The sequence below is a fragment of the Methanosarcina vacuolata Z-761 genome (assembly GCF_000969905.1).
GTDB lineage: Archaea > Halobacteriota > Methanosarcinia > Methanosarcinales > Methanosarcinaceae > Methanosarcina > Methanosarcina vacuolata.
The window spans coordinates 3,385,309-3,403,391 of the sequence record NZ_CP009520.1; the positions used below are offsets into that span (position 1 = coordinate 3,385,309).

The 18,083-nt window shown below is 41.2% G+C and carries 15 protein-coding genes; 12 read left to right on the top strand and 3 right to left on the bottom strand.

Annotated features, from left to right (window positions below; all coding sequences use genetic code 11):
* The first annotated feature begins 13 nt into the window (after positions 1 to 13).
* From pta to MSVAZ_RS13965, 10 genes are all read left to right on the top strand, one after another.
* Positions 14 to 1,015, top strand: coding sequence for a phosphate acetyltransferase (gene pta, locus MSVAZ_RS13920; protein WP_048121916.1), 1,002 nt, complete (start codon positions 14 to 16; stop codon positions 1,013 to 1,015).
* Between the two features lie 126 nt (positions 1,016 to 1,141).
* Positions 1,142 to 2,368 (top strand): acetate kinase, encoded by a 1,227-nt coding sequence (locus MSVAZ_RS13925; protein ID WP_048121918.1) that lies wholly within the window; start codon positions 1,142 to 1,144, stop codon positions 2,366 to 2,368.
* 167 nt (positions 2,369 to 2,535) lie between these two features.
* Positions 2,536 to 2,658 carry a hypothetical protein gene (locus MSVAZ_RS21595; RefSeq protein WP_269746777.1) on the top strand — a complete coding sequence of 41 codons (123 nt, stop codon included), beginning with the start codon at positions 2,536 to 2,538 and terminating at the stop codon, positions 2,656 to 2,658.
* The gene (locus MSVAZ_RS13930) at positions 2,655 to 3,284 is read left to right on the top strand and encodes an acetate--CoA ligase family protein (RefSeq protein WP_232316105.1); all 630 of its coding nucleotides are present in this window, start codon (positions 2,655 to 2,657) and stop codon (positions 3,282 to 3,284) included. Before MSVAZ_RS21595 ends, MSVAZ_RS13930 begins: the two co-directional genes overlap by 4 nt.
* A gap of 436 nt (positions 3,285 to 3,720) precedes the next feature.
* Positions 3,721 to 4,329 carry a helix-turn-helix transcriptional regulator gene (locus tag MSVAZ_RS13935; protein ID WP_048121920.1) on the top strand — a complete coding sequence of 203 codons (609 nt, stop codon included), beginning with the start codon at positions 3,721 to 3,723 and terminating at the stop codon, positions 4,327 to 4,329.
* Complete coding sequence (locus tag MSVAZ_RS13940; RefSeq protein WP_048121922.1) at positions 4,326 to 5,174, top strand: hypothetical protein; 849 nt, start codon at positions 4,326 to 4,328, stop codon at positions 5,172 to 5,174. The genes MSVAZ_RS13935 and MSVAZ_RS13940 overlap by 4 nt, the downstream gene beginning before the upstream one ends.
* A gap of 5 nt (positions 5,175 to 5,179) precedes the next feature.
* Positions 5,180 to 6,679 carry a HEAT repeat domain-containing protein gene (locus MSVAZ_RS13945; RefSeq protein WP_048124089.1) on the top strand — a complete coding sequence of 500 codons (1,500 nt, stop codon included), beginning with the start codon at positions 5,180 to 5,182 and terminating at the stop codon, positions 6,677 to 6,679.
* A gap of 211 nt (positions 6,680 to 6,890) precedes the next feature.
* On the top strand, positions 6,891 to 9,065 hold the full coding sequence (locus tag MSVAZ_RS19685; protein ID WP_232316106.1) for an S-layer protein domain-containing protein: 2,175 nt from the start codon (positions 6,891 to 6,893) through the stop codon (positions 9,063 to 9,065).
* A gap of 435 nt (positions 9,066 to 9,500) precedes the next feature.
* On the top strand, positions 9,501 to 11,357 hold the full coding sequence (locus tag MSVAZ_RS13960) for an S-layer protein domain-containing protein (RefSeq protein WP_052727987.1): 1,857 nt from the start codon (positions 9,501 to 9,503) through the stop codon (positions 11,355 to 11,357).
* Positions 11,358 to 11,894: 537 nt separating this feature from the next.
* Positions 11,895 to 13,235, top strand: a complete 1,341-nt coding sequence (locus MSVAZ_RS13965; protein ID WP_084626150.1) for a YVTN family beta-propeller repeat protein — start codon at positions 11,895 to 11,897, stop codon at positions 13,233 to 13,235.
* A gap of 176 nt (positions 13,236 to 13,411) precedes the next feature.
* Here the strand turns inward: MSVAZ_RS13965 and MSVAZ_RS13970 are convergent, their stop codons facing one another.
* From MSVAZ_RS13970 to MSVAZ_RS13980, 3 genes are all read right to left on the bottom strand, one after another.
* Entirely contained in the window at positions 13,412 to 13,606 is a 195-nt protein-coding gene (locus MSVAZ_RS13970; protein WP_048121925.1) for a 4Fe-4S dicluster domain-containing protein, read from the bottom strand.
* A gap of 509 nt (positions 13,607 to 14,115) precedes the next feature.
* On the bottom strand, positions 14,116 to 14,412 hold the full coding sequence (locus MSVAZ_RS13975) for an Hsp20/alpha crystallin family protein (protein WP_048121927.1): 297 nt from the start codon (positions 14,410 to 14,412) through the stop codon (positions 14,116 to 14,118).
* A 490-nt stretch (positions 14,413 to 14,902) separates the two neighbouring features.
* Complete coding sequence (locus MSVAZ_RS13980; RefSeq protein ID WP_048121929.1) at positions 14,903 to 15,445, bottom strand: uracil-DNA glycosylase; 543 nt, start codon at positions 15,443 to 15,445, stop codon at positions 14,903 to 14,905.
* Between the two features lie 306 nt (positions 15,446 to 15,751).
* On the opposite strand from MSVAZ_RS13980, the gene MSVAZ_RS13985 reads away from it, so the two are divergent.
* Both MSVAZ_RS13985 and MSVAZ_RS13990 read left to right on the top strand, forming a co-directional pair.
* The gene (locus tag MSVAZ_RS13985) at positions 15,752 to 16,990 is read left to right on the top strand and encodes a phosphoglycerate kinase (protein WP_048121931.1); all 1,239 of its coding nucleotides are present in this window, start codon (positions 15,752 to 15,754) and stop codon (positions 16,988 to 16,990) included.
* A 341-nt stretch (positions 16,991 to 17,331) separates the two neighbouring features.
* Positions 17,332 to 17,940 carry a TIGR00296 family protein gene (locus MSVAZ_RS13990; protein ID WP_048121933.1) on the top strand — a complete coding sequence of 203 codons (609 nt, stop codon included), beginning with the start codon at positions 17,332 to 17,334 and terminating at the stop codon, positions 17,938 to 17,940.
* Positions 17,941 to 18,083 lie beyond the last annotated feature (143 nt).

Below are 18,083 nucleotides of genomic sequence, written 5' to 3' on the forward strand. Positions count from 1 at the left end.
GGAGGTTGGTTGATTGGTAACATTTTTAGAAAAGATCAGTGAAAGAGCAAAGAAACTCAATAAAACAATCGCTTTACCTGAAACTGAAGATATCAGAACCCTCCAGGCAGCTGCCAAGATTCTCGAAAGAGGTGTTGCAAAGGTCGTCCTTGTTGGTAAGGAAGAAGACATCAAGGCCCTTGCTGGAGACCTTGACCTCTCAAAAGCAAGAATTGTAAACCCTGAAACATATGAGAGAAAAGACGAATATGTTCAGGCTTTCTACGAGTTGAGAAAGCATAAAGGTGTTACACTCGAAAGCGCAGCCGAAATTATGAAGGATTACGTCTACTTCGCTGTTATGATGGCAAAACTCGGTGAAGTCGATGGTGTAGTCTCAGGTGCTGCTCACTCTTCCTCTGATACACTTAGACCCGCTGTGCAGATCGTCAAAACTGCCCCGGGTGCAGCTCTAGCATCTGCTTTTTTCATCATTGCCGTACCAGACTGTGAATACGGGTCAGACGGGACATTCCTCTTTGCTGACTCGGGTATGGTCGAAATGCCCAGTGTTGAAGATGTTGCAAACATTGCTGTCATCTCTGCAAAAACCTTTGAACTGCTGGTTCAGGACACACCATATGTTGCAATGCTTTCTTACTCCACCAAGGGAAGCGCACACAGCAAACTGACCGAAGCAACAATCGCTTCCACAAAGCTTGCGCAGGAAATTGCCCCTGATGTAGCAATCGATGGTGAACTCCAGGTAGATGCAGCAATTGTTCCTAAAGTTGCAGCTTCAAAGGCTCCGGGAAGCCCTGTTGCAGGCAAGGCCAATGTCTTTATATTCCCAGACCTCAACGCTGGAAACATTGCATACAAGATTGCCCAGAGGCTTGCAAAGGCTGAAGCTTATGGCCCTATTACCCAGGGACTTGCCAAGCCAATTAATGACCTGTCCAGAGGATGCAGCGACGAAGATATAGTCGGTGCCGTTGCAATTACCTGCGTCCAGGCTGCAGCACAGGACAAATAAATAATTTAAAACGTTTCTATATTTACGAACGTTTTAGGAAGCTTTTTATTGACTTTCATATATAAAATATTTTATTGTATATATAAAACGTAAATTAAAAGCAATCTAATGAATTGGGGTTTAAACATGAAGGTACTGGTAATAAACGCAGGAAGCTCATCCCTAAAATATCAATTAATTGATATGACTAATGAGTCACCCCTTGCAATCGGTCTCTGCGAAAGGGTCGGAATCGATAACTCGATCATTACTCAGAAGAGGTTTGATGGCAAGAAGCTGGAAAAGCAGGTTGACCTGCCAACCCACAAGGTAGCTCTCGAAGAAGTTGTCAAGGCTCTTACCGACTCGGAATTTGGTGTCATAACAGACATGGGTGAAATCAACGCTGTCGGGCACAGAGTTGTGCACGGTGGCGAGAAGTTCACAACATCTGCTCTATTTGATGCAGGTGTAGAAGCGGCTATCAAGGATTGTTTTGACCTGGCACCCCTTCACAATCCTCCAAACATGATGGGAATCTCAGCCTGTGCAGAGATCATGCCTGGAACGCCGATGGTTATTGTTTTTGACACTGCATTCCATCAAACAATGCCCGCATATGCCTACATGTATGCTTTGCCATATGATCTGTATGAAAAGCATGGAGTAAGAAGATACGGTTTCCACGGGACTTCCCACAAGTACGTTGCCGGAAGAGCCGCCCTTATGCTTGGAAAGCCCATAGAAGATACCAAGATTATTACCTGCCACCTTGGAAACGGTTCAAGTATTACAGCAGTGAAAGGTGGAAAATCTGTTGATACCAGTATGGGCTTTACTCCTCTTGAAGGGGTTGCAATGGGTACCAGATGTGGTTCCATTGACCCGGCAGTCGTTCCCTTCGTTATGGATAAAGAAGGCCTGTCAAGCAGAGAAATTGACACTCTCATGAACAAGAAGTCCGGTGTGCTTGGAGTTTCCGGGATCAGCAATGACTTCAGAGACCTTGATGAAGCAGCTTCTCACGGCAACGAGAGAGCCGAACTTGCCCTTGAGATCTTCGCATATAGTGTTAAGAGAGTCATTGGTGAGTATTTAGCTGTGCTCAATGGTGCAGATGCGATTGTCTTCACCGCAGGTATTGGAGAAAACAGCGCAAGCATCAGAAAGAGAATCCTTGCTGGTCTTGACGGCCTCGGCATAAAAATCGATGAGGAAAAGAACAAGATCAGAGGCCAGGAAATCGACATCAGCACCCCTGATGCGAGTATAAAGGTTTTTGTCATTCCAACCAATGAAGAACTTGCCATTGCAAGGGAAACAAAGGACATTGTTGAGACCGAAGCTAAACTACGCAGCTCGGTACCTGTTTGATCGTAAAGGAGAAGTCTCCTTTACTTTTTCTATTTTTGAGTTTAAACAGTATTCTTTCGTTTTCCGCTTTTTTCAAGAATTGTTTTTCCAGCCCTTTCAGAGCTGAAACTTATGTTGTTACAAAATTAATACCCTTAATGAATAACTGTCCTTAAGTTATCATGCTTATGAAGCAGGTGGATATTGTTCCTCGTACATCCGGACAAGATAGGGCATTGGTAACCAGGATTTTTGGAGCTGCCAGAGCAAAGAACAGGCACATACTGGGTCTTGAGCTTTTGACATTTTGAAAGCTTACGGCATACCTTTAATAAAGACCAGGTTTGCAAAAACTGCAGAAGAGGCTGTAATCGCAGCAGAAGAGATAGGTTATCCTCTTGTAATGAAGGTCGTTTCTCCACAGATATCTCATAAATCCGATATTGGAGGAATCAAATTCTCCCTTCAGAACGCTGCTGAGGTGAAAACTGCCTACCAGGACATGATAGAAGGCATCCAAAAGAAACTGCCGGATGCATACCTTGAAGGTGTACAGCTTCAGCCCATGCTCTCAGGTGGCAAAGAGGTAATTTTAGGGATGGTTCATGACCCCACATTTGGACCCATGCTGATGTTCGGGCTTGGTGGAATTTATATAGAAATTCTCAAAGATATCCAGTTTGCGATAGTCCCTGTTGACGAAAGAGAAGCCAGAGAAATGATTACAGGAATCAAAACCTATCCCTTACTTGCTGGAGTCAGGGGTGAAAAACCTTCTGATATTAACGCGCTTGTAGACATAATTTTCAGGGTTTCGAACCTTGTTTTCGATTTTCCGGAGATTGAAGAATTCGAGATAAACCCTATGATGGTTTTTGAAAAGGGAAAAGGCGCACTTGCTGTGGATTTGAGGTTGATATTGAAGAGTGACATGTGATTTTTTTGGGGTCAAGTACAACCGCTGACCCGCAATCATTGATCCGTAACCGTTGATCTGTAACCGTTTATTCATAACCGTTTATCCATAACCGTTGATCCGTAACCGTTGCGCCGGCTGATCACAAACCGTTGCGCCGGTTTATCACGCCGATAGGGTTTGGGGATAAGATTCTCAAACTCAAACTTTTATCGGGTTTTCGCTCAAGCCTTTTTTAAAAAGGCTTGCGGGCAAGCAGTTATTTGAAAAGGCTTGTGGTCAATTTTTCGAGTTTTTTCCAAATCCTTATGAAAAACTTATTTTCGCAACCCTTTGGCAGTGGTTTCAGAATTCTGAGACGTTTCAGGCCTGGTCATAGTAAAATTATAACATTTGTTTCGTACATACTGGGAGTAGTAAATGAGGTGGTAAGACGGCCCAGGAACGGAAAAGATTCATGCTGGCTGTGGGTATCCTGCTTATTTCGAGCACTGTAGCTATTAATCTCCTACTTGAGGATTCACCAGTGGTAATCCAGCTTGAAGGGGACACGTTCAAGGTTGTGGATATCCCGTACGTGTATACTGTAAAAGAAGCGTATATTCTCCTTTTTTCCGGGTTTCTTGGAGGTCTGGCGCTGGCTCAGGTTCTACTGTACCTGGGGGTTCAAGGATCTGAGCTTTCAATAACAGGACAAGAAGCACAGGTAACTGCTTTCAACGTTATCACAGAGAAAGCTCCAGAGAAGATTTTTGAGGTCTCGCTTGAAAATGATCCTGTTGAAGAAAACCTGTACAGAGATAACATCGACCCCACAGATGTCCTTCTGCGGGCCCTTGAAGGAGATGAAAGGAAAGCCATTGAACTGATTGCAGCAAAAGGAGGAAGAATTCTTCAGAATGAACTCGTGAATTCCCTTGACTTTTCCAAGGCCAAAGTTTCTCGAGTTCTCATGAACCTGGAAAGGAGAGGCATAATAACAAAGAAAAAGTACGGGCTTACAAACTGCATTTCGATAGCTGATGAACTTAAGGATAACGTTGGGATTAAGGGTGAAATGAAATGAGGAAAAGTGCTCTTATTTCGATTTCAGTTGTTTTACTGGTCCTGGTTCTCGGAGGGGCATGGTACTATGGAAATGGGGCCGATGTAAAAATTACTGATATGTATGTTTCTCCTTTTGGGGCAGGTGACTCTGGAAAGCTGAACATAACGCTTCAAAATAACGGTTTAAAGCCCGTTGATGTATGGCTTGAGATTGACAACGCTTTTGTGGACGAAAATGGGGTGAGCTACTCAACATCGAGGCTGATAATTTCCGATAATTCCACAAATCCATGGGATGAAGGAACAGTTTCTCTTCAGAAGCCTATCGAGCTTGTTCCCGGAAACAATTCAGTCAGTGTATGGCTCGGATATAGACTTCCAGGGGAGTACCCTGTAAATGTCAGGGTCGTTCAGAATAGCAGGCTTCTGGATGAAGATACTTATCTCGTAAATGTCCCGTTTCCTGAACTCCACCTGAAACTGGAAGATGAAATGGAGCACACAAACACTTCTGATGTTTACAGGGTTTATGGCTATCTCCTAAATTACGGGCTGAGCTCTGCAGACAAAGTGAGTACTAACTTAACAGTGACGAACGAGAAAACAGGGGAAATTGTGTTCACATCTTCCGGGTTTTATTCCGTGAGTGGACAGGATAAAAGTGCCCTCAGAACCTGGCCAGGTTATCCATATGCAATTGTGGAAATTGCTCACGGCAAGCCTTCAGGAGATTCGTACATGCCTGTACAGAATGTGATTGTTGGGAAAGAAGGAGATCGTTTCCTGCTGAATGTAACATCCCGATGGCAGGACCAGGTAACATCTGCCGAATTGCATATTCCGGCTCAGGAGGAGGGTAGGTGAGGCACATGATAAAAAGAGATGAGCTTTTCAGTTGCAAAAGCGCAAAACTTTTGGTTCTTATGCTTTTGCTTTTCGGAAACTGTGCTGGCTGTCTTGAGAAGGACCCGGTAGAGGCCCATGTGAATTCACTGGTTCAGGGTCTAGGAGATGAGGACGAGAGAGTCAGTTCGGTTTCAGCTAATGAACTTTGTGAGATTGGGGAACCTGCAGTAGATCCTCTTATAAAAGCTTTAAAAGACGATAATTCACAGGTTCGAAGCCTTGCTGCCCAGGATCTTGGAATAATAGGTGACAAAAAAGCTACAAACTCTTTAATAGAAGCTCTGAAGGACCCGGTTCCGGAGGTTCGTATGAATTCAGCTTTTTCACTTGGTGAACTTCAAGCAACTGAAGCTGTTGAGCCCCTTATCGAGCTTTTGAAGGACGAAGACGGAGAGGTCGTTCGTTATACGGTAATTTCACTTGGAATGTTGAAAGATCCCAGGGCTACTGAACCTCTTTGTGAGGTTCTGAAACGCGATGATGCCAGTATAAGCTATGATGGCGATTCGGATATGCGTTATACCGGCAATTCGGATATACGCTCTGAGGCTGTGTTTGCCCTTGGAGAAATAGGAGATCCGCGAGCAGTTGACACCCTCCTGGACCTATTAAGTGATAAGGAAATTGGGAGTTATGCAGCTTCCAGTCTTGGCCTTATGAAAGGTGAATACGTGTTCGGAAAACTTATTAAACTGCTGGAAAACAAAAATCCTACAATCCGGACCAACGCCGTATCTGTATATGAGCATATTCAGGATCCTGCTGCTGTCCCTATTATGATTCGGATGCTGAATGACCAGGTTCCAGAAGTACGTAGAGAAACTGCTTACGCTTTGGGTCATTTTAATGAGTCTGAGGAAATTGCCCAGACCGAAGAGCCCTTAATTAATGCCCTCGGAGACAGCAAAGTAGAGGTACAGGCAGCTGCTGCTGGTTCTCTTGGACTTATTGAGAGCAAAAAAGCGATTCCACTCCTTGCAGAGATAATTCAGTCTAAAGATTCTACTCTCTGCGAGACTGCTATCTATTCCCTGGCGAGATATAAAGATCCTGAGGCTGCAGACGCTCTTATTGACGCTCTTGGAAATGAAAACTGGCATATAAGAATGGAAATTGTTTATTCCCTTATGGAAGTTGGGGACACAAGGGCAGTCGACCCTATAATTTCCTTACTTGTGGATGAAAATTATGAAGTAAGAAAAAGTGCTGCAAGCGCACTTGGAAAACTTGGCGATAGGAAAGCTGTTGAGCCTATTATTAAGGCCCTTGAGACCGAAAGAGAGTCGGATGTCAGAATTACTGAAGTTCAAGCTCTTGGGATACTGGGGGGACCAGAAGCCATCAAATGTTTGAGTCGGGTCAGTACTGACAAAGACGAGTATAAATACGTCAGGAATTCTGCAGAGAAAGCATTGGTGATACTCAAGGGAGGTGGGACAGTGAATGCCTCCTCTTTTTATTAATAATTTATTTGGGTTGTAGAGATACGAATTTAATGTAATAAGTTTTGAATCGAAATAATTTCAGGATGAATAAATTTCACAAATATTTCAAATTTTTACAGTCTACGAGCTGTTGATTAATAACGTCAAATATTAGCGGAAACTTTGCTAGGGGAACTTTACTAGGTTTGGAATGTCCAAAAAAATACTAAAACAAGGAGGAAACAACTTAATGAAAAAATATACAGTATTTTTGGTGGCTACTTTTACTATCCTAATTTCAGTTGCTGCCGACACTGCAAATGCAGCAGACAATGCTAGCAACATAACCAGCGTTTGTGATATAGCCGAAACCGATTATAAAAGCGAGAGCTGGTCTAACGGACAATATCCAGTAATCGATTTATTTGGAGAAAAAGAGGTCCCACTGTTTACCACCAATGGAAGCACTGGGAATGTACATGTTAACAAACTTGCCAAGTTGCTTCTTGATGATAATAATACTTACACCCTCCTCCAAGGCGGTGAAAAACTCGATCTTGGCAACGGATACGCTCTTGAAGCTAAACAGATCAATATTGACAATGAGGAAATATGGTTTGAGTTCAGTAAGGATGGAAAATATATTGCTGATCAGATAGTCCCAGCCAATACTGATGGCAACAATACATGGACTGTCACCCTTGACAATGTTCAGGGTGAAAACAATGTCGTTGCCATGAAAGTTCATGTCAAGAATATATTTGTGGGTGCGGTAGACAATATCGTTCAGATTAACGGTCTCTGGCTTACTGACTACACAAATGCTACAACTCTCAAGGTAGGAGATAAAATCGGAGAATTTACTCTTGAGAATATTGTCAGCGGAGTAAATACCTCTAACATGGGAAGCCTTGTTTTTGAAAATAATACGGGATCTTCAGTAGCTTGTAATGTTGTCGGTACTAATTATAAATGCAACAGCTGGTCTAATGTAGCAGCAGACACTGCAAGTACAGAAGACACTGCAAATACAGCAGACATAGCAAATACAGAAGACATTGCAAGTACAGAAGACACTGCAAGTACAGAAGACAATGTAAGCAATATGACCGATGTTTGCAATGTTGTCAGTACCAGTTATAAATGGGTATCTAATGAACAGTATCCAGTAATCGACTTATTTGGAGATAAATATGTTCCGCTGTTTACCACTAATGGAAGTATCTGGGATTCACATGTTACCAAGCTTGCCAAGTTGATTATTGACAGTAATGAACATCAAGTTCTCAAAGACGGTGAAACAATCGAGCTCGGCCAGGGCTACGCTCTAGAAGCAAAGCAGATCAGTATTCCCAATAGTCAGGCCTGGCTCGAGGTCACAAAGGACGGAAAATATGTTGATGATCGAATAGTTACACTCAATGATGACAAGAATACAACATGGAATCTTACTCTTGACAACGTTCAGGGCGAAAACAACGTTATTGTCATGAGAGTTCATGTTGACAGTGTAGGCGGATTGGTAGAAGATAATATCCTTCAATATAGTTGTGTTACGATTGACGGAATCTGGCTTATTGATTATTCAGATGTCATAAACCTTGAAATCGGGGATAAAATAGGAGGATTGACACTTGAAAAAATAATCGGTGGCACGAATATCTCTAACCAGGGGAGCCTTGTTTTTAAAAATGCTACGGGATCTTCTATAAGTTATAATGTTGTTGGTACTGATTATACATGTGAAAGCTGGTCTAATCAATACCCAACTATCAATTTATTTGGAGAGACGTATTTTCCGTTGCTTGCCAATAGCGACAAATCACGGAAACCTTATAACGACCCAATCTGGGAATGTCATGTTGATAAGATTGCTAAACTCATTCTTGATAGCGATAAGAAACACCTCCTGAAGACCGGTGAAAAAATCGATTTCGGCCAGGGCTACAGTCTCCAGGTCAAGGAGATCGACGTTGATGGAGAGAGGGCTTGGATTGAATTCGATAAAGATGGAAAATATGTAGATGACACTATCGCTTTAACTTATCCCAATGAGCATTATTGGACTTGTTTACGTGACAATATTCAAGGCGAAGACAATATTCCTGTCCTGAAAGTCTATGTTAGCAAAGTCTATCAGGACGGAAACGACAGTATTGTCCAGATTGGCGGGATATGGCTAATTGATTATGCAAATGCCAGAACCCTTAAAATCGGGGATAAAATCGGGGAATCAACGCTTGAAAAAATAGTTAGCGGGACAAACTCATCTAACCCAGGAAGTCTTGCTTTCAAGAAAACTCAAGCTGTTGATTCTTCACCTACATCCGAAGAGAAAACGGTTGTGTCCACTAACAAGAGTACAAGCCCATCTATTTCATGGGATTTGGACTTCTTGAATTTTATCACAAGCAAATTTCGATGAAGAAGACCCCGGCTCTACAAAAGCATCAAATACCACAGTCTAAAGAAAAAAATCAACAAACAATTTCCAGCTTTGTAGAAATCCTCTTCAAACAGACAGAAACGGATCATCTTCAATTATCGAAAATCCAGCCCATATCTTGAGTTGCAGGTTTAAGACTACTCCACCCACTCCAAGAAGATTTCTACAGAGCCTAATTTCCTTAATTCATGTTTTTATCGGTCTAGCAATAAAATTTGGGTCTTGTCGAAAGACTTTATGTTGTTTTCCTGGTTTTTGATCGATAACGGTCAACGATTAGTGGAAACTATGCTAGATTTTGAAGATCCAACAAACTACTAAAAAACTGAGTATAGTTAACTCGCCCTGGACGAATTAAAGCCCAGAGGACGGCTTAACAACCTGTAAGTAGCAGGAACAAGGAGGAACAGTAAAATGAAAAAACATAAAGTAATTGCACTGGTTGCTCTTACTCTACTAATTTCAATAGCAGTAAACACCGGAGGTGCAACAGACAATAATTGCAATAAAGATAATATTTGTAATGTTGTCGGCACCCATTATAAATGCAGTACCTGGTCTAACGAACAATATCCAGTAATTGATTTATTTGGGGAGAAAAATGTTCCATTGCTTGCTAACCACTGTAATATATGGAATGCACATGTTAACAAGCTTGCCAGGTTGATTCTTGACAGTAACGCAACTTATACCCTCAAAGATGGCGAAAAGCTCGACCTTGGTCAGGGATATGCTCTTGAAGTCAAGCAGATTGACATTGACAATGAGAAGGTCTGGCTTGAATTTACCAGGGATGGCAAATATATTGCTGATCAAAACGTTTCAACTACTACTGATAGCAACAAGACATGGAATGTTACCCTTGATAATGTTCAGGGTGAAAAAAACAATATTGTTGTCATGAAAGTTTATGTCAATCAGCTATTTGCGGGGGCAGTAGACAATATCGTTCGGATTGACGGGATCTGGCTAATTGACTATGCAAATGCCAGAACCCTTAACATTGGAGATGAAATCGGAGGATTCACACTTCAGAAAATCATCAATGGAACAAATTCGACTAACCTGGGGAGCCTTATTTTCAAAAATGCTAAGAAATCTCCTGTAAGCTGTAATGTTGTCAGTGCCAGCTATAAATGCAGTAGCTGGTCTAATGAACGATACCCAGTAATTGATTTGTTTGGAGAGAAGAATGTTCCCTTGCTAGCCAATAATGGTTCAATCTGGCAATCACATGTTGGCAAGCTTGCAAGGTTAATGGTTGACAGTAATGAGACTTACACTCTCAAAAACGGTGAAAAAGTTGACTTTGGAAATGGTTACGCTCTCAAAGTCAGACAGATCGACATTGATAGTGAGAAAGTCTGGCTAGAGTTCACTAAAGACGGACAACACATAGCTGATAAAAATCTCTCCGTTAATACTGATGATGAAAACAAGACATGGACTGTTACTCTTGACAATGTTCAGGGTGAAAATAATATTGTTGTCATGAAAGTCCACGTCAAACAGTTATTCGTAGGTGTGGAGAACTGCATTGTTTTTATCGATGGCATCTGGCTGATTGACTATTCAAATGCCAGAACCCTTAACATTGGAGATGAAATCGGAGGGTTAACACTTCAGCAAATCATCAATGGAACAAATTCGTCTAACCTGGGGAGCCTTATTTTTAAAAATGCTACAGAATCTCCTGTAAGCTGTAATGTTGCCAGTACCAGCTATAAATGCAGTAGCTGGTCTAACGAACGATACCCGGTAATTGATTTGTTTGGAGAGAAGAATGTTCCACTGATTGCCGATTACGATCCAATCTGGAAATGTCATGTTGACAAACTTGCCAGGCTTGTCCTTGACAGCGGTGACAAATTCACCCTGAAGGACGGCAGTAAACTTGGTCTCGGCCAGGGTTACAGTATCAAGGCCAGGCAGGTTGACGTTGCCGGTAAGAAGGTTTGGCTTGAATTCGATAAAAATGGAAAATATGTAGATGATACTATCCTTTCAACTGGTGAAAATTGGACTTGCTACCTTGACAAAATTCAAGGTGAAGACAATGTCCCTGTCCTGAAAGTACATATTAGTAACGTCTATCAACGTGGAAACACCAGTGTTGTCCAGATTGACGGGATCTGGCTGATTGACTATTCAAATGCCAGAACCCTCAAAATTGGGGATAAAATCGGAGGATTCACACTTGAGAAAATCGTTAGTGGAGTAAATAAATCTAACATGGGAAGCCTTGTTTTCGGAAAAATATCAAATAGCTAACTACCTGCACCAACCACCTTAAAAACAAACATTACCCACCCTAAAAACAAAAATTACCCACCTTAAAAACGAATTAATGTATCGATTCCAGAACTAGTCCATCATTGAAAAAATTCATTGTTAATGAATAAATTTGAAATTTCAAATCTGTGAAGGTGTTTTGGAATCGATACACTGGGAAACATCATAAAGAGTTACAGCCTGAGTTCCCAGGTTTCAAGATCTAAATCGAATTTCACAAGCCTAATAGTTAGAGGATTTGATTCTAAAATTTGATTCTAAAGTTAGAGCCTGAAGTTTATATGCTTAAAAAATTAGCATAATTCGATATCTTGAGATGTTTATGCGCTTAGAAAAGTGGGACTTAGGTTATAGCAGAAGACTGTATGTATGTTAATTAAACTATAATAACTACTTTATAATAATTAAATTATAATAATTTATAATAATTAAACTGTAGCAATTAAATTATATTAATTAATTTTTAATGCCAAAACACGTCACTGTCATTAGACAAATGCTGATCGGGGAAAATAGATGAAAAGTAAAGTTATATCAGTAATACCGATTTCCACTTTTTCGTTTTCACTCTCATCTATTGCAATATCTAACAAAGTATGCAGAAGATGTAACATTTTAAAAGCTTTTAGAATAGCGGCACTTACGGTTTTAATACTGATGGGTATCGCAGGTGCATCACCATTTGCATATATTGCAAACTTAGAGAGTAACAATGTTTCTGTAATTGACACTGCTACAGATACTGTTACAGCTACGGTGAATGTGGGAAACGAGCCCTCAGGGACTGCAGTTAGTCCGGACGGAACAAGAGTATATGTGACAAACTGCATGAGCAATAGCGTCTCTGTAATTGACGCAGCCAAGAATAAGGTAATAGACACAATATACGTAGGAAGCTACCCCTTAGGAGTTGCATTCACTCCAGATGGAACAAAGGCGTATGTTGCAAACACTGCGAGCAACACTATCTCTGTAATTGACACGGCAACAAACAATGTTACAGCCACAGTAAAAGTCGGAAACTTGCCTTACAAAATTGCAGTCTCCCCGGATGGAAAAAAGGTATATGCTGTGAACTCCGGCATTCCTCCTGACTACCAGGGTAATGTTTCTGTAATCGACACGTCAACAAATAATGTTACAGCCACAGTAAATGTGGAAAAAGATCCGCATGGAATTGCAGTCAGTCCGGATGGAACAAAGGTGTATGTGGTTAACTCCAATAGTTATCCTTACTACAAAGGTACTGTTTCTGTAATTGATACGGCAACAAATAATGTTACAGACACAGTAAATGTGGGAAGCTTGCCACATGGAATTGCAGTCAGCCCGAATGGAACGAGAGCATACGTAGCAATAGATATACCTGGTAGATATTCAGGTAAAAGTAATATTGATGCAACTTCACATACAGGCGCTGTTGATGTTATTGACACAACTAAAAACGAGGTTATAGATAGAGTGAGTGTCGGAAATTATCCTTACGAAGTTGCAGTCACCCCAGATGGAAATAAGGTTTATGTAATGAACTATGGGAGCAATACTACTTCTGTAATTGACACAGCCACAAACAACGTTAATATTACGGTGCCCGTAGGAAGATCCCCTACTGCTGTGGCAATTGGTCCGGTAATAAAATCCAGTTCTACTATTGGATTAAATGGTACTTCTTTCTTGACCCCTATAAAGCAAACCGAGAACCAGACAAATGATACCGGGATGACAGCAAACGGAGGAACAGCGGGTAAGCAGAAAAGAGAATCTGTCCCTACTCAAGCATCAATTCCTTTTCTAAGCTCTATTTGGGTACTTGTAGCATTACTGGGTGCAGTTGCATTTGTCAGAAAGATGAAGTAATGACGCTATTATGTTGCCACATCTTGATTTAACCCAGCAATTCTAAGCAAGGAGGACTTTATTTTTCTCTCTTGCTTTTCAATCAGTCTTGAGCCTCATGGCATTAAAATATTTACATATTTATAAATAACCCGCTGAGGTTTAGTCCCAAAGAATTACGAGGAGAATTTTTCAATTTAATCTTCAACAAGTTCGATGGCATCTTCCGGGCAGGCTTCCACACACTGGTTACACTCTATACAATTTTCCGGGCGGGCTACAACTGCCTTTTTTACTTGATCAATTTCCTCGATATCAAAAACGTCTGCAGGACAAACTTCGTAGCAGGCAAGAGCTCCGGTACACTTTTTATAGTCGATTACTGGGTGCATTTTCTCCCTCCACAGTATTCTTTCCAGATTAAAACCTACTTTCGGCAGGTCGACATAAGGAATTTGAATATTTTTCTTGTATCGTTTTTCAACATTTGATAGTTATCTAATAGAGTTAAAGCTGGTTAACGTGTGGCTTAACTCCAACGACATATATAAACACTAAATCTTTTTTCTATCAAAGTTCAGCATGAAATATTATGTTTGGATCATATGTAAACCTAATTACTACATACAACAAGGGATCATCATTTCAAAATCGACATAAGTAAAATTATAGAAAATGAAATGTCGACCTGCCGAATCTAGGTTAAAAGTTAAATTTGCAGCGCGAATACTCTATCAATAACGATTTTGTTATTTCGCCTTTTCACTGAATTTCAATGTCTACAGTCTTTTTTACTGGATTTCAAGTTTCAGTCTCTTTTACTGGATTTCAATGTCTACAGTCTCATTTACTGAATTTCAACGTTTACGGTTTCTTACTGGATTTCAACGTTTACAGTCTCTTACTGAATTTCAATGTCTACAGTCTCTGAACTCTCTCTGTAAGGCACTATGACAAACAGTTTTCCATCACAATATCTGGCGACCGCTTTTTGAGGGACAACCGCGCAGCAGAATGCATAAGTCCCGGCGTACTCGACTCCGGTCTCTTCTCTTTTCGCTCTTACGAAAAAGCCTTCTTCAACCATCTTTAATTCGATGTTCTCTTTCTTTACTCCAGGCAGATCGATCTGAATTTCAAGGTTTCCTTTGTCATCAGAACACGAAACTATATCAGGAGACATTTTCACCATGGCCATGATACCCTCCCAAATAATATTTTCCCTAGCAAACTACATAATACAACTAATTTCGTCCATATATCGGCGAGTTTAGTGTAAGGCGTTAAGGCACCTGTGTTCAGAATTTCATTTTGGAATATAGATGCTTTGACATTCAGATATTTGAATATTAGATGTTACGGCACAAGATTTGAATCTTAAATGCTACGGAATTGGATATTGAAATCTTAAATTTACGACATTAGATGTCGATTTTTTATTCAAATTCTTGTTCCTGACCTCCACACAAACCCCAATAATAGAGTAAAAATCTCGATATTTATAATTTGTGAATCGATATATCGATTCACAGACCGTTTCACACCGTGTTATTCTGATTTTTGAAGGTAAAACAGACGTAGCAAAGCTTTATTGCAGGATTCTTGAAGTAAAGATCTCCTAATTGGCAATTTTCGGGCGGGTAAGTTTTTTACTTTTTTTGCAAAGGCTTGACTTTCATCCGGGATGTTCAACTCCATAGCTCACGGTTTTTGTCAATGAAAGCACGCTGGATCTCTTTTTTTGAAGAGGTGTAAATCAGGGCTGCGGGATGGTAAAGTTTCAGGATTGTTCTTCCCTCGTGTTCCACAGGGACTCCCCATTCGAGTTTTTTTCCGGGGCAAAAGGACTTTTCGGCTGTATTACCAAGAAGAATTATGATTTTCGGGCTAAGCAGGATTATCTGAGAAAGCAAGAAGGGCTTACAGCACTCGATCTCGTTTGTACTGGGTCTTCGGTTTTCAGGGGGGTGGCATTTGACTGTGTTTGTTACCATCCAGTCTTCTTCGGAAAGCCCCATGTACTCGATCATTTTATCCAGTTTTTTTCCTGCCCTGCCGTAGAACGGAATCCCGGTTTCGTTTTCGTTTTTTCCGGGGGCTTCTCCTATGAAGAAAACTTTCGGGTTACAGGAACCTTTTCCTATGACTCTTTTGATTGCACTTTTATGGAGTGGGCATCGGGTGCATTTAATTATCTCCCTTGAAACAGTTTCGTATCCGGCTTCCACCATCGTTCTGATTCGGTCCTCAAAATCTCTATGGTTATCCTTTTCATATGTCGTCGCCTTGTACCTCCTTTAATATTTTTATATGTGACCCGATATATTATTGAATTGTGGCCAGTTTTTGATTCTGGTTTTTATATAAAATTCGTAATCCATCTCACGAGACCTGCATACAAACAAACTTATTTATGGAAAAAATTCCATGACAAACATAACCACTATTCAATGATAAAAAATTCTCTGAAATTTGCTGTTAAATTTTATTCTTCACTATATATATAAAAAATCTCATTCACAAAGGTGCGCTGAGGTATGACTTCTAGAGACTTTCTCACAATCGATGATTTTGACACACACGGAAAGACAATTCTTGTAAGGGTTGACCTGAACTCCCCTATGGATCCACAGGGTAATATTCTGGATGATATGCGGATCCGAAGCCATATTGCCACCTTGAAGGATCTTGAGGACGCAAAAGTTGTTTTGCTTGCACACCAGAGCAGGCCCGGGAAAAAAGACTTTACTACAATGAAGCCTCATGCCAACCTGATGTCCAAATATCTGGGAAAGCAGGTTCTCTATGTAGATGATATCTTCGGAACTTACGCAAAGACCAGAATTGCTTCTATGGAAAATGGAGATGTCATCCTGCTCGAAAATGTAAGGTTCTATTCCGAAGAAAGCCTTGAAAGAACTCCAGCAGAACAGGCAAAAACCTATCCGGTTAAAAAACTGGCACCTTTTGTGGATATCTTCCTTAATGATGCCTTTGCCGTATCTCACAGGTCTCAACTTTCCGTAGTCGGATTTACTGAGGTTCTCCCTACCGGAGCCGGGAGGGTCATGGAAAAGGAACTCACATCTCTGGACCGAGGGGTCAAAGGAGGGGAACGGCCAACAATTTTCGTGCTAGGAGGAGCAAAAGTTGATGATTCGCTCCATGTGGCGGAAAATGTGCTTGCAAATGGAGGGGCTGACCGTGTACTCCTGACCGGAGTAGTCGCAAATGTGGCACTTGCGGCATCTGGCATAGATATAGGGAAAGTAAATCTGGACTTCATCAAATCCCAGGGCTATGAAGACCAGATTGAAAAAGCAAAAGGTATACTTGCAAAATTCAAAGATAAAGTTGGCCTTCCCAGGGACGTGGCTTTAAACGACAATAAGAAGCGGGTTGAAGTACCTGTCTCTGAACTTAAATCTGATTCACTCCCCATAAACGACATTGGGCTTGAAACCATCGTGAACTTTACCAGTGAAATCGAAAGTGCAAAAACTGTTATCTTAAACGGTCCTGCAGGGATTTCCGAAGTTGCCGAGTTTGCCCTTGGAACGCACGAGATTATAAAAGCTGCTATTAAATCCGAGTTTTCAATTATTGGCGGTGGGCATATTTCGGCAGAAGTCGAGCATCTTGGGCTTGCACACCGTTTCTCTCACATCAGTACAGGTGGTGGGGCACTAATTGATTATCTCTCCGGAGTAAAGCTTCCTGGTGTAGAGGCTCTGAAGGCTGCAGCTAAGAGATATGAGGAAGCTAAGAAGATCTAGTTGTTCTGTTTCCTGCAAGTTATAACATCTGTGAAAATAAGTATTCTATTAGGGAGTTTCCTTCTGTGAGTTCTCTTCTATAAAACTCCCTGGCTTTTCTTTTTAAAACGCCCTTTTTCATTTTCCGGCTTCTTAAAAGTAAAATCCCGGAAATATACTTTTACCAGCACCGATAAACATACTGTTATACTAGCTTCCACGTAAATATTATCATACTAACCTTAGGTAGATGCATATCTGGCATTTGCAGCCAGTACTGGTAATGCCGGTAGTAATCACATATAATGCTGGTTAATAGTTAAAGGCAAAAATTCAAAATAAATTGAGGTGTTGGTTCAAATGTGCTTACAGACGTTGAAGGCAGGGCTGCAGTCAAACTTGCAAGGAAAACTATCGAGTTATTCCTATCTGAAGAAAAGTTTCCGGAACCTCAGGAACTGGGTTTTGAGCTTTCTCCGGTTTTCGGAGAAAAAAGAGGAGTTTTTGTCACACTTACTGAAAGCGGACTTCTTAGGGGCTGTATAGGACATCCGTTTCCGGATTCGAGACTTGAGGACGCGATTATGGATTCTGCAATTTCTGCGGCAACACGGGACCCGCGTTTTCCTTCAGTGAGAGAAGATGAGCTTGATAAAATAGTTGTTGAGGTAACAATTCTTACCCAGCCCGAAAAGATTAATGCCCCTGCAGAAGAGCTTCCCGAGCACATAGAAATCGGAAGGCATGGGCTTATTGTAAAGCAGGGATATTGCCAGGGTCTTTTGCTTCCTCAGGTCGCCCCTGAGTATAATATGGATTCTATTGAATTTCTGAGCCATACCTGCCTGAAAGCCGGCCTTTTGCCTGACGCCTGGCTCAAAGGAGCCGAAGTCTCCTGTTTCGAAGGGCAGATTTTCAAGGAAAAAGAACCATGTGGCGAGGTCATTGAGGAAAATATTTCAGGTGAATGAGAACTCTTGCGGTTCCCTGGCTTTCTTAAACATTTTAGAATTCTTACGCAGCTTTTAGAGTACTGCGGGCAGCCTGCAGGCTTTCAGAGTCCAATTCCTGAGCCTGTCCGCAGGTGATTTATGGAGTGAGAGTTTTTCAGGCT